This window comes from Flavicella sediminum, from assembly GCF_006381105.1.
Lineage (GTDB): Bacteria > Bacteroidota > Bacteroidia > Flavobacteriales > Flavobacteriaceae > Flavicella > Flavicella sediminum.
Window position 1 is genome coordinate 31,612 of the sequence record NZ_VDET01000027.1, and the last position, 12,706, is coordinate 44,317.

General features: G+C 33.7%; 15 protein-coding genes. 9 read left to right on the forward strand and 6 right to left on the reverse strand.

The features are described from left to right. The first annotated feature begins 194 nt into the window (after positions 1–194). Positions 195–803 carry a ribonuclease HII gene (locus FGM02_RS16180; protein ID WP_139959538.1) on the forward strand — a complete coding sequence of 203 codons (609 nt, stop codon included), beginning with the start codon at positions 195–197 and terminating at the stop codon, positions 801–803. Here the strand turns inward: FGM02_RS16180 and FGM02_RS16185 are convergent. From FGM02_RS16185 to folP, 3 genes are read right to left on the reverse strand one after another with little or no spacing between them, the layout of a single operon-like run. Beyond that, positions 800–1,393 carry a GNAT family N-acetyltransferase gene (locus FGM02_RS16185; RefSeq protein WP_139959539.1) on the reverse strand — a complete coding sequence of 198 codons (594 nt, stop codon included), beginning with the start codon at positions 1,391–1,393 and terminating at the stop codon, positions 800–802. The genes FGM02_RS16180 and FGM02_RS16185 overlap by 4 nt on opposite strands. Positions 1,394–1,428: 35 nt before the next feature. Next, on the reverse strand, positions 1,429–1,773 hold the full coding sequence (locus FGM02_RS16190) for a n-acetylglutamate synthase (protein ID WP_139959540.1): 345 nt from the start codon (positions 1,771–1,773) through the stop codon (positions 1,429–1,431). Further along, positions 1,761–2,588: a dihydropteroate synthase gene (gene folP / locus FGM02_RS16195; RefSeq protein WP_243739435.1), complete on the reverse strand. Its 828-nt coding sequence runs from the start codon at positions 2,586–2,588 to the stop codon at positions 1,761–1,763. Before folP ends, FGM02_RS16190 begins: the two co-directional genes overlap by 13 nt. A 131-nt stretch (positions 2,589–2,719) precedes the next feature. Between folP and FGM02_RS16200 the strand changes: the two genes are divergently transcribed. The 4 genes from FGM02_RS16200 to FGM02_RS16215 all read left to right on the forward strand — a co-directional run bounded on the left by FGM02_RS16200 (position 2,720) and on the right by FGM02_RS16215 (position 6,011). Continuing rightward, positions 2,720–3,265 (forward strand): DUF1599 domain-containing protein, encoded by a 546-nt coding sequence (locus FGM02_RS16200; RefSeq protein WP_139959541.1) that lies wholly within the window; start codon positions 2,720–2,722, stop codon positions 3,263–3,265. Positions 3,266–3,284: 19 nt separating this feature from the next. Then, the gene (locus FGM02_RS16205) at positions 3,285–3,809 is read left to right on the forward strand and encodes a serine O-acetyltransferase (RefSeq protein ID WP_139959542.1); all 525 of its coding nucleotides are present in this window, start codon (positions 3,285–3,287) and stop codon (positions 3,807–3,809) included. Positions 3,810–3,841: 32 nt separating this feature from the next. Next, complete coding sequence (locus tag FGM02_RS16210) at positions 3,842–4,816, forward strand: DoxX family protein (protein ID WP_139959543.1); 975 nt, start codon at positions 3,842–3,844, stop codon at positions 4,814–4,816. A 61-nt stretch (positions 4,817–4,877) separates the two neighbouring features. Beyond that, positions 4,878–6,011: a hypothetical protein gene (locus FGM02_RS16215; protein WP_208021540.1), complete on the forward strand. Its 1,134-nt coding sequence runs from the start codon at positions 4,878–4,880 to the stop codon at positions 6,009–6,011. Positions 6,012–6,126: 115 nt separating this feature from the next. Here FGM02_RS16215 and FGM02_RS16220 read toward each other — a convergent pair whose 3' ends face one another. The 3 genes from FGM02_RS16220 to FGM02_RS16230 form a co-directional block, all read right to left on the reverse strand. Beyond that, positions 6,127–6,738: a DUF1684 domain-containing protein gene (locus tag FGM02_RS16220; protein ID WP_139959544.1), complete on the reverse strand. Its 612-nt coding sequence runs from the start codon at positions 6,736–6,738 to the stop codon at positions 6,127–6,129. Next, a complete protein-coding gene (locus FGM02_RS16225) occupies positions 6,735–7,463 on the reverse strand; it encodes a class I SAM-dependent methyltransferase (protein ID WP_139959545.1) in 729 nt (242 codons plus the stop codon). Before FGM02_RS16225 ends, FGM02_RS16220 begins: the two co-directional genes overlap by 4 nt. A gap of 68 nt (positions 7,464–7,531) precedes the next feature. Next, on the reverse strand, positions 7,532–8,074 hold the full coding sequence (locus FGM02_RS16230; RefSeq protein WP_139959546.1) for a sigma-70 family RNA polymerase sigma factor: 543 nt from the start codon (positions 8,072–8,074) through the stop codon (positions 7,532–7,534). A gap of 348 nt (positions 8,075–8,422) precedes the next feature. On the opposite strand from FGM02_RS16230, the gene FGM02_RS16235 reads away from it, so the two are divergent. The 4 genes from FGM02_RS16235 to FGM02_RS16245 form a co-directional block, all read left to right on the forward strand. Further along, positions 8,423–9,136 carry a DUF4197 domain-containing protein gene (locus tag FGM02_RS16235; RefSeq protein ID WP_139959552.1) on the forward strand — a complete coding sequence of 238 codons (714 nt, stop codon included), beginning with the start codon at positions 8,423–8,425 and terminating at the stop codon, positions 9,134–9,136. A gap of 3 nt (positions 9,137–9,139) precedes the next feature. Beyond that, positions 9,140–9,310, forward strand: coding sequence for a DUF5522 domain-containing protein (locus FGM02_RS18115; RefSeq protein ID WP_166461207.1), 171 nt, complete (start codon positions 9,140–9,142; stop codon positions 9,308–9,310). Positions 9,311–9,317: 7 nt separating this feature from the next. Next, positions 9,318–10,304, forward strand: coding sequence for an oxidoreductase family protein (locus tag FGM02_RS16240; protein ID WP_139959547.1), 987 nt, complete (start codon positions 9,318–9,320; stop codon positions 10,302–10,304). Between the two features lie 356 nt (positions 10,305–10,660). Continuing rightward, the coding region (locus tag FGM02_RS16245; RefSeq protein ID WP_139959548.1) for a putative Ig domain-containing protein at positions 10,661–12,706 on the forward strand (2,046 nt) is incomplete at its 3' end.

Here is a 12,706-nt window from a genome sequence, read left to right on the forward strand (position 1 = left end):
AGGCATTTGTAAAATACCCCTATCAATTTTTCAATAATTATGGAAGCAAAGGTAAATTAATTATTGCGAATTAAAAGGGTTAAAAAAGTTGAATGTTTGTTAAGGTTTTTATCAAATATTCCAATCAGATACAAGTAAAAATTGCTCGTTTTAGTTTGATAAAAAAGCTTATTTTTGACAACTTAATTTGTTGTATGGCATTAGCAAAAAAGTTTTCGAAATTTAAATTAGAAGTCGGTACCGACGAGGCTGGAAGAGGTTGTTTGTCGGGACCAGTAGTTGCGGCTGCTGTTATTTTACCTGCTCGATTTTCACATCCTTTATTAGACGATTCGAAAAAACTAACGGAAAAACAACGGGAAATTTTAAGACCGATTATAGAAAAAAAAGCTTTGGCCTTTGGTGTTGGGATTGTAGATGAAAAAGAAATTGACAAAATAAATATTTTACAGGCTTCTATTTTGGCCATGCACAAATCTATAGAGGCCATGGATGTGGTCCCTGAATTTATTATTGTGGATGGAAACAAATTCAAATCCTATAAAGACATTCCGCACGAAACCATTATAAAAGGAGATGGTAAATACCGAAGTATTGCCGCTGCTTCAGTGCTAGCAAAAACATACAGAGATGCTATTATGGAAGCCTTAGACAAAGAACATCCTGAGTATAATTGGAAAAAAAATAAAGGATATCCAACCAAAGAACACAGAACTGCCATTCGTGAAATGGGAAGTTGTTCATATCATAGAAAATCGTTTAGATTGTTGCCTGAAGGAGAAATTGCAAAAGAAAAAAACTAGATCAAATCTTTGAACAATTCAAATTTTAAATTGCGCCATTCTTCTTTAAGTATGCTATAATATACCGTAGTTCTTCTATGTCCGTCTAACATTAGGGTATGACTTCGAAGTTCGCCTTCAAAGGTAGCTCCAATTTTTTCTATTGCGCGCCTAGATTGTAAATTGCGACTGTCGGTTTTTAATTCAATTCTTTCAAAGCCAAGATTTTCAAAAGCATATTGAAGTAATAAAAATTTACATTGTTTGTTGATTCCTTTTCCCTGTGCCGATTTATCTAACCAAGTCCATCCAATTTCTAAACGCTTATCATGATTGGAAATATTTCCATAGGAAGTACTGCCAATATAAGTTTTCAATCGTTTGTCAAAAATAACAAAAGCATAACGTTGTTTATTTTCTCTACTGCTTAAGGCTTCTTGAATGTAAAATTGTAGATTTTCTTTATTGCCAAAAAGAGAAGGAGAATATTTTAATAAGTCGGGATGTTTTAAGGCAATAGGCACCAATTCTGTAAGGTGTTTTTCCTGAAGAGGAATTAACCGAATGAAATTATTTTCTAAAATGATATTTTCTTCGAAATTTAAACCCATAGTCTAACGAAGATAAGAATTTTAGTTCTTGAAAACTAAAGTTCCTCTAGCGTAGAAGTTCCAACCGATTTGTCGCCAGAAGTCCATTGCCATTTTTCATGCAACAAGATTTTTCCATTGGCAAGAATTTCTGGAGTTGAAGTACAAATTCCGGTCATTAATTCTTTCTTCAAGTTTATTTGTTGGTAACTCATTTCAATGCTGCCATCAGTATTGACCAAACCTAATAATTCACCTTTGATAATAGTGCTGTCTGAATAGCTACAACTTAGAATAGTTCCGGTTTGCTGGTAATGAAAAATCATTTGAGTGCTTAGTGCTCCATTTTCAGAATTGGAACGCACTCTAAATTTTTTGTTGTGGTAATTTATGAAGGACATAATTCTAAAATTTTGATTGTTTCTACAGCCTCTTTAACATCGTGTACACGTAACAACTGACTTCCTTTTTGTAGCGCAATAGTATGTGCAACACTGGTGGCATTTAGCGCATCTTGAGCAGAAATATCCAAAGGTTTGTAAAGCATCGATTTTCTAGAAATTCCCGTAAGAATTGGGCAATCTAAACTTTGAAACAGGTCTAAGTTTTTTAGCAATTCATAATTATCAGAGACTGATTTTCCAAAACCAAAACCAACATCAAAAATCAAATCGTGTAGCCCCATTTTTTTTAATTGAAAAGCTTTCTCAGAAAAATCCTTTAAAATATCTTGGGTGATGTTTGAGTAGGTAGGGTTGTTTTGCATGGTTTGTGGTGTGCCCTGCATATGCATTAAAATATAAGGAACTTGCAATGAAACGGCGGTTTCAAACATGGCATCATCTGCATTTCCACCAGAAATATCGTTGATCATACAAGCACCTTTTTCAATACATTCTTTAGCTACTTTGTTTCTAAAAGTATCAATGGAAATTAAAATACTAGGAAAATGCTGTATCAGCAATTCTATAACAGGAACAATACGCTCTAGTTCCTCTTCTTCAGAAATATGCGTAGCACCAGGTCTAGAAGAATAAGCCCCAACATCAATAAAGCTAGCCCCTTCTATCAACATTTTTTCTACTTGTTTTAAAATACTTTCTGGCGCATTGTATTTGCCGCCATCAAAAAAAGAATCGGGAGTAATATTGAGGATTCCCATTACTTTTGGGGTTGCTAAATCAATTAAAGTGCCTTTGCAGTTGATAGTGCTCATTTTAAGGGAGATAAAAAAACAGATTTCTATGGAATTTGATAAAGTTTTTTATAATTTCGTTTGCGTTATTTTTCTTCTGAAAAGGATAAAAAACAGAAGCGAAATTTACATAATTATTTTGAAACTTACCTATGCAAAACACAGCTCAACAATACGATGCTATTATAGCCACTTGTAAAACTTTATTTGAAAATAAAATGACCGATTATGGGAGCGCTTGGCGTATTTTACGTTTGGCATCTTTAACGGATCAAATTTTTATCAAAGCCCAAAGAATTCGTCAGTTGCAAGAAAACGCGACTAGAAAGGTTGATGAAGGCGAGGTTTCTGAATTTATTGGAATTATCAATTATGCCATCATGGCGCTTATTCAAATTGAAAAAGGAATTGCCAACCAGCCAGATATTGATACCAAAGAAGCAGTTGCTTTGTATGAAAAACATATTGGGATTACAAAAAGCTTGATGGAAAACAAGAACCACGATTATGGGGAGGCTTGGAGAGATATGCGTGTAAGTTCATTGACCGATTTAATTTTACAGAAATTATTACGTGTCAAACAAATTGAAGATAATCAAGGGAAAACCTTAGTTTCGGAAGGAATTGACGCCAATTACCAAGACATGATTAATTATGCCATTTTTGCAATGATTCATTTAGGACAAGCAGAATTATAAGATTTTACAAAAGTATTAAATGACACAACTTCAGTATTTCAGTAAAGATTTGACAAAGATGCTTGGAAAGTATAAAATCCGTATACTTCATGTATGGATGAGTAGAGTGTTTTGGGGAATTTTTATGTATAGATTTGAAAGAAGTTTGTTTTTAGTATTTAAAAAATACTATCCTATTTTAAGAGTTCCTTTTATTCCTCTGTTTTATATGATTCAAATGTATTCAAATGTAGACATTCATTATAAGGCCAGTATTAAAGGGGGACTGTTGGTTTTGCATCCTGCCTGTGGGGTGGTAATTTCAGGGCAATCTGTCATAGGAGAAAATTTATTATTGACAGGAGGTAATTTTATAGGATTAAAAAAGAGAGCAGAAAACGGCAATTTTTCTATTGGTGATAATTGCTATATGGGAGCCAATGCCACTTTAATAGGTCCACTAATAATAGGCAATAATGTAAAGATTGGTGCTTCTGCATGTGTTACAAAATCTTTTGAAGCAGATAATATTGTGTTAGCTGGAGTTCCTGCTAAAGTCATGTAATTTAGGTTTTAAATAATAATAAAAAATACGTTATGAGAATATTAGTTTTTATCATAAGAATTTTAGTTTCCGCTACTTTTTTGTATTCTGGTTTTGTAAAATTGGTTGATCCTACGGGTTCTGCTTATAAATTTCAAGAATATTTTGGCGCAGATGTATTGAATATGGAATTTTTAATTCCCTATGCTTTGCCATTTTCAATTCTGTTGATATTGACAGAAATTATGCTAGGTGTTACTTTATTGATAGGTTACAAACGTAGAATAACGGTTTGGGCACTTTTTGGTATTACTTTGTTGTTTTTGTTTTTAACCTGGTATTCTGCCTATTATAATAAGGTAACAGATTGCGGCTGTTTTGGCGATGCTTTGAAATTAAGTACCTGGGAAACCTTTTATAAAAATGTAGTTTTAATTGTTTTTATTTTATTCTTATTGGTGAAAAAAGGGGCTATTTACGCTATTTTTTCTGATAAGATTTTACGAAATATAACCATCGCTTTCTTTGTTGGTTTTTCTTATGTGGTTTATCATGTGTTGGTGCATTTACCAATTATCGATTTTAGAGCCTATGCGATTGGGAAAAATATTCAAGAGGGAATGGAGTTTGTTGATGGGAGTGATGAATTGCCACCAGTGCACGATTTTTTCTTAGAATCGGATGTAGATGGCGACTTAACAGATAAAATATTGTCGGCAGAAAAGGCCATGCTTGTTATTGCTTTTGATATAAACGAAAGTGACCAACAAGGTTTTGCAGCCTTGCAGGAAGTTGCTCAAAAAGCCAAAGAAAAAGGCTATTTGGTTTATGGAGTTTCTGCTTCTTCTACAAGTGATTTGGTACAGTTGCAAAAAGATCAAAATTTGCCTTTTGAATTTTTGTTTTGTGATGAAACGACTCTTAAAACAATTATTCGAGCCAATCCAGGAATTGTAACGCTAAACAAAGGTACCGTCGTCGGAAAATGGAATTGGATTGATGCAGACGAAGTATTTGCTAGGGAATAACTGCTTTTTTAAGGAGTATTGAGGAAAGGAATAAAAAGGTTATTTTTATAAAAACTAATTTATGACTTTATTTATGCGGACGTCCTTACTTGTATTTTTATCATTTTTTTTGAATTTCAACTTGCTAAGTTGTAAAAAAAATGAAGAATCCATAGATACTGTAGAACCCGTATCAATGGATATTTCTATTACTTCCTCTGTAAACTTAATTCGTTGGTCTGATACGAACGATTTGACACAACAACTTGAAAATGTAATTAGTTATGATTTTGCAGGTTTAGACGAAGATAAAATTGTAAAACAAGAAGATTTTAAGGAAGACATGACAGCAGTTACGCTGGCAGTTGCTATTAAAACTGAATTTATGTCGATGTACAAGGATTCAAATCTAACTAATAATTCAGTAACTATTCAACTTGAAAAAGAAAGTGAAGAAACAAGCAAAGGAATTGCTCTAAAGGCTGATGGACCAGGAAATACCTACGAATTAATTACATCTGTTTTGGCTCCAAATTACAGCCCTATAGAAACTCCAGATTGCAATCATTCAGATTTTGGAAAGCATATTGATGAAATATTTGATGCGGATTTAGATAGCAATGTTTTTCGATTTTTTATCCATACAAGTCCAGATAATGATCGCTGTCAGAAATTTGATCGACAACGGAATGAAATCAAAACCTATGACCGTTCTCCTGATAACTTATTAGGAGTAGAAAATGAAAAAGTTGTTTATCAATGGAAGTTTAAATTGCCACTCGGATTTCAATCCTCATCAAGTTTTACCCATATCCATCAGATAAAATCGGTTGGGGGAGATTTAGCAAGTATGCCTATGTATACGTTGACGACAAGAAAAGGCAGTCCAGATAAATTGGAGTTGCGTTATGCAGAAACGGATAAGCAAATTACTTTAGATCAAGAGTCGTTGGCACCATTTCTTGGAAATTGGGTAGAAGTAACGGAAACCATTTTATATGGAAGGTCTGGAACGTATGAAATTGAAATCAAAAATGTTAAAGATGATACCGTATTATTTTCCTTTAGGGATGATGCAATAATAAATTGGAGGCCAGGTGCCGATTTTGCAAGACCTAAATGGGGAATTTATAGGAGTTTGTTAAAAGCGGAAGACCTGCGAGATGAGGAACTTTTATTTGCCGATTTTTATATAGAGGAATTGATTGGTGAATAAGGAATAAGTAAGAAATGGAGAAGTGGAGAAGTGGAGAAGTGGAGAAGAAAACTAACTAAAAAAGCGATACATCTGTATCGCTTTTTTTAGGCTTTAATAAAATTCAAGAGCAGAATTATTTTTTCAATATTCCATTTTTAACGCCCGCTTCAATGGCAATGTCTAAATGGTTTTCTGCGGGAGGAATGGGACAAGAATATTTATAATTATACGCACAATAAGGATTGTAAGCTTTGTTAAAATCGATAATTATTTGATTGTTCACGATATCACTTATAAAAACATCAATATATCTACCAGCTCCATAAGAACTTTCTCCATTGGTCAAATCTTTAAAAGGCAAAAACAAATAATCCTGGTATTCTGGATTCATTTTAGAGTCTTGACTTCTGTAAATACTCAATTGGTAACCCGCACCGTCAATAATAAATCGCGCTATAGCATATTGTCTGTACAAAGGTTTTCTTTTTGTTGAAGTCGTTAATGGAAACATGGGCGCTTCTGGTGTAAGTTGCAAAGAAGCTAATATTTTATATTTTTTATCAATTTTAAAAAAAGGCAAGGCTTTAAAATCAGATAGGTCTTTTTTAGTTAAAGGCGAAGAATCTTTTGTGGCGTATTCATGAATTAATTTTTCTTGAAAAGCGGTTATTTTTTTAGTGTAAGCATCTTGTGCAATAGCAGTAACGGTACTAAGAAAGCATATAAGTAAAACGATTTTTTTCATGATCTGTTTTTTGTTTTATAGAGGATTGTTAATTTGGCAAGATAGTCGTAATGTTCTCCTTCAGCAAGTAGTTCGCAATGCAAACCGTTGTAATTGGCACAGCGTTGCAATGTGTTAAAATCGACATATAACCAATCAAATTTTGGTGTTTTTTTTCCTTTATAGCCCATTTGAAAAGTTACTTCACCATAATAAGCTTGCTCACTATCAATCCAATGGTCTCCATTTTCATCTTCAAACATATAAATTATATCAGAAGAATCAATCAATATTTGTCCGTTTGTAGTGAGTATACTTTTAAGTTGACTTAAAAAAGGGCCGAGGTTTTCTAGTTTTCCACAGATTCCCGTTCCGTTCATTAAGGCCAGAAGTGTATCGTATTTTTCTTCTTTCAACGTCCAGATATCTTCGGCTTTACTTTGAGAAATACCTCTTTGCTGACAAACAGCAATGGCTCCTTTAGAAATATCTAAAGCCGTAACGTTTTTTTGTTGGTTTTGTAAATACAAAGAATGACTTCCAGCACCTGCGCCAATATCTAAAATATTTCCCTTGCAGTGGTTTAAAGCAATTTGCTCTAGTTTCGGCATGTCAGAAAAAGTTCTAAATAAATAAGCCAAAGGAATGCTGTCATCTTCAGTGATAGATGAATAAGTGGTAATATCTTCTGAATAATTGCCCTGTTGAAAATCTAACAAAGCGTCTCCATAAATATCTTCTGTCATGCTAAAAATAATTTTAGCAAATCTAGCGATTTTAGTTGTAGTTCAGAAGGAAATTTAAGGGATCTTGTTTAAGAGGAGCAGACCTTGCAATCAGCTTTGTCTTTGTGTTCTCCTATTAAATGGCCATGTTCATCAAGTGTGTAATCACAACAAGCAATAAAACCTTTTTTCAAAGCTTCACGGCCTCGTAAAATTCTTGATTTAGCAGCTGGCAGACTTATTTTTAATTGATCGGCGACCGCTTGTTGTTTCCAACCTTTTAGTTCACTTAACAGCAAAGCCTCCTTGTAATGCTTCGGCAAATTTAAAATAAGGGGTAACAGACAGTCTTTGGCGTCGTGATTTTCGTTTTTACTTGTGTCGGCTGCCTCTTTTAATTCATTGGTTGTTGCAAGCGTATGTTTTCTAAAATAATCATTTATGGTATTGTTGCAAATTGTAAATATCCACGATTTTAATCGATCTTTTTTTTGAAGTGTTTCTTTTTGTAAATGTATTTTTATAAAAACCTCTTGTAAAATATCATCGGCCACAGTGGGGTTTTTGACTTTACTTAGAATAAATTTCAGTAAAGAATTGGAAAATTCCTTCCATATTTTTTCTGTTTCCATGCTGCTTTTTTTTGAAGTACTATCAAGGTACAATTAATAAAACGATAGATTTCAGTAGCTCTTATTAATTCAAGAATACTGAAATCTAAAGTTGATTTGTTTTTAGCAGTTGCAATTCGTGCAAGTACACGATTCACAAGTACAGTTGCTACATTGTCCGTTTTTACATGCTTTACATTCACATGTACAATTTGTATTTCTCATAATTTCTAACATTTATAGGTTAAAGTTATTCATAAGACGGGATTGTTCCAAAAAAGATGCAGAAGAATGCAAAATAATTTCATAATAAAAAATGAGTTGTCTTAGAAAGTTTATTTTTGCCGAATATTTAAAAGTATACAAATGATGAAAAAAATAGGTTTACTGGTTTTGTTGATCCAATTAACAGCTTGTGCAGAATTACAAACAATTGTAAATAATTTACCAATTTCTAAAGAAGCGGTCTTGTCAAACGCCCAAATAGGAAATGGTTTAAAAGAAGCATTAGGAAATGGAATTCAGCATCAGGTAACTAAACTAACTCAAGAAAACGGTTTTTATAAAAATGAAGCGGTGAAAATTTTATTGCCAGCAGAGTTGCAAAAAGTAGATAAAACTTTGCGCGATCTTGGTTTAGGAAATTTGGCAGATGAAGGATTAAAAGTATTGAACAAAGCCGCAGAAGATGCCGTAAAAGAAGCAACACCAATTTTTATAGCTGCTGTTAAAAATATGAGTTTTACAGATGTGAAATCTGTTTTGTTGGGAAATGAAAATGCAGCAACAACCTATTTACAAAGTAAAACAACGACCGATTTGTATGCTAAATTTAATCCTGTAATTAAGAAATCATTCGACAAAGTAGGAGCAGATCAAATTTGGACAAATTTAATAAAAAGATACAACAGCATTCCGTTTGTAAATGATGTAAATCCGAATTTAACAGATTATGTAACGCAAGAAGCTTTAAAAGGAGTGTTTACCATGATTGCTGTTGAAGAAAAAGGAATTAGAGAAAATGTGCAGTTACGTACATCAGCACTTTTGCAAAAAGTTTTTGCTTTACAAGATAAAAAATAACAGATGTCTGGCTTTAATTTAGCTCCGTTAGAAGAAGGAGATTTTTATTGGAATGAAGACGGTTACCGTGTGTTTACAGAACAATTTCATTTAAAAAGAGGGTATTGCTGTAAAAGTGGATGCAAGCACTGTCCGTACCACTACGATAAAAAAACAGATTCGTTTAAGCAATAAGTAAATTATGAACTCACAATTTGTTGCTACTTTATTAAAAGTTACAGGAGCAAGCAATTATTTTGAAATAGAAATGATTCAAAGCTTGTGGAGTGGATATGGTAAAATTATACGTGTGGGTTTGCAAGATTCTGTGCACAAAACAGTGGTGTTAAAACATGTTCGCTTACCAAAAACAGAAAACCACCCAAGAGGTTGGAATACCGATATTTCTCATCAAAGAAAAATAAAATCTTATGCTGTAGAAAGTAATTTTTATAAAGATTTTGCTTCGGAATTAGACTCGGCAAAAATCCCCAATTGTTTGGCGGTTGATTTTTTTGAAGAGGAAGTTTTGATGGTGCTAGAAGATTTGGATGCTGTCGGTTACCCAATAAGAAAACAGTCGGTAAACTGGCAAGAAATTCAAATTTGTTTGCAATGGTTGGCTAATTTTCATGCCGCTTATTTACATACAAACCCAAAAGACTTATGGGAAATTGGCAGCTATTGGCATTTAGATACTAGGCCAGAGGAATTAGACGTTTTGTCAGATATTCCTTTAAAAGAAAAGGCTTCGAAAGTAGATGCACTTTTAAATAATGCGAACTACAAAACCTTGGTTCATGGAGATGCCAAATTAGCTAATTTTTGTTTTTCTGAAAATGGAGAAAAAGTTGCTGCTGTCGATTTTCAATATGTAGGCGGTGGTTGTGGAATGAAAGACCTTGCTTATTTTGTAGGAAGTTGTTTGCATGAAGAAGACTGCGAAAAATTAGAAGAACCGATTTTGACCTATTATTTTGAACAATTGAAAATTGCTGTTGATAAATCGAGTAGGCCAAGCTTTTCGAAGTCTATTAATTTTAAAGAACTAGAAAAAGAATGGCGCAAATTGTATCCGGTGGCCTGGACCGATTTCCACAGATTTCTAAAAGGTTGGAGTCCTGGTCACTGGAAGATCAATTCTTATAGTGAAAGAGTGGCTAAAGAAGTACTTGTGAGATTAAAATAGTTCTCAAGTTTAAACACATAAAAGAGGGTTTCTTGAGCACTCTAATTAAATATTTTTCCTAAATATACTCAATATTGAGTATGGGAAATTTGGTTTATAATTATATCTTTATGGTTTACGAATCGTTAAATTAAATACTTAATAAAAGTTTTTCTTATTCACTATGTAATTTATACTGCCTACTCAAGTATAAAGTTCATTCACTAATTAATTAGTAATTTGTTCGTTTTATAAATCGGATTTTTTTCTTTTTAAGTTAGTTTTGTTAAAATTTCACTGTTTAATAATTAACCAATTGTTCTTGCAATAGATGTCGTAAATACGTTTGTATTGTTGGGGCTTAAAAACTTTTAATTATGAAAAAAAACTTACTTATTTTTAGAAAAAGCTTAGTATTACTAGGTTTTTTTCTTGTAACTTCTGTAGCTTTTGCAAGCCATTTTAGATATGGTGACATTAGTTATAGAGTAGATGGAAATGACCCAACGGGGAGAACTATTATATTTAAAGCAAATACAGGTTGGCGCTGCTGTCCTGGAGTGTATCTTCAATTTACGGGTGATTCCTACGGAAGCATAGGTTCAGTTCCTCAAAACTTAACAGGTAACGCTAATGGTGCTGAGTATTACTCCGGAGAAATATCCTATACGTTTCCTGCTGATGGAAGCTATAAAGTTTATTATAGTGGAGGAGCTAAGATTGGTGGGTTATCCAACAATGCAAACGGAAGTTGGTATGTATATACTACTGTAAATGTAGGTTCGGGAAATAATTCACCTGTTACTTCAGTTCCAGCGATAGTAAATGTACAAGTAGGTTTGCCAACAGCTACCTTTGCAATTCCTGTAGCCGATCCAGATGGAGATTCAGTAACTTATAGATTGGCAACTACTGCTGATGGATGGAATGGAACGCAACCATCTGGTTTAAGTATTAATCCTACTACTGGTCAAATTAATTGGAGTACACAAAATACTTCTATAGGCCAATTATGGAATACAGCAGTTGTAATTAGAGATTCTAAGGGTTCTGAAATTCTTGTTGATTTTATCATGCAGATTACGCAACAGTCTAATCCTCCAGAATTTGATTATAATAGTACACCTGCAAATGGTTTTGCTTATCAATCAGCACCAGGACAAACAATTTCGTTTCCTTTAAATGCTTTTGATACGGATCCAGGAAGTACTGTTTCAATGTTTGCCGCTGGATTGCCAATAGGAGCCTCTGTTTCTCCTGCTTTTGGTGCCGCAGCCAACCCAATAAGTCATGTGTTTACATGGACGCCAACTCCTTCTCAATTTGGTCAGTTTTTGATCAATTTTACGGCACAAGATAATAATGGAGTACAAGTTGCTACAAGTGTTTCTATAAATGTTTCGTTAAAGCCTACGTTTGACGTTCCTCCAACACCTGCGTCCGGTATCCATACGGTGTATACTCCAGGAGATTTGATTAGTTATACGGTACAAGCTTCTGATCCAGATCCTACGGATGTAGTTCAAATAGTTTCAGTAGAAGGGAAAAATTCTATGGGAAATCCAATTCCAATTTATTCAGGGGCAAACTTTTCTACAATACCTACAGTAGCTTCTAATCCAACTTCAGGAACGTTTACTTGGGCTACTTCGGCAGCTGATTGGGGGCATAAACATGTTTTCTTTACAGCTAGAGATAGTTATGGTGACGAAACCATACATGAGATCAATCAACTTATAAATACACCTCCAGTTTTTGCTTCTTTACCAGTGTTGACAGCGGATGTTGGACAGCCATATTCTTACACGGTTCAAATTACAGATCCCGATCAGGCTTATGGAGACCAAATTTCAATTTTAGGAATATCATTGCCAACATGGTTAACTCTTGTAGATAATGGTAATGGAACGGCAACTTTGTCAGGAATACCAACAACAGCTGATGCGGGAAATAATAGTATTAATGTTCAAGCTGAAGATACACATCATCATGTTGATGTCAGAGGAATCGTTAATCAATTTTTTAATATAGAGGTGAATAATTGTTCAGTTTCTGCTACTGCAAAAAATATAACAGTTCAGTTAGATGCATCAGGTAATGCAACGATAAATGCTGCTGATGTAGATAATAACTCTATAGCTACATGCGGAGTTGAAAGTTTAGTTGTTAGTCCAAATTTATTTACCTGTGCTAATATTGGTGTAAATACGGTAACATTAACCATTACAGATGTTCATGGAAATATAGCTTCAGTAGATGCACAAGTTACTGTAATGGACTCTGTAGCTCCTTCGGTTTTAGTAAAAGACCTTGTGGTGAAGTTAGATGAGAATGGAGTTGGTTTAATTGCTTGTGCAGATGTAGATAATGGTTCTTTAGATGCTTGTGGTATTGCTAGCGCTGTTTTAAATACAACGAACTTC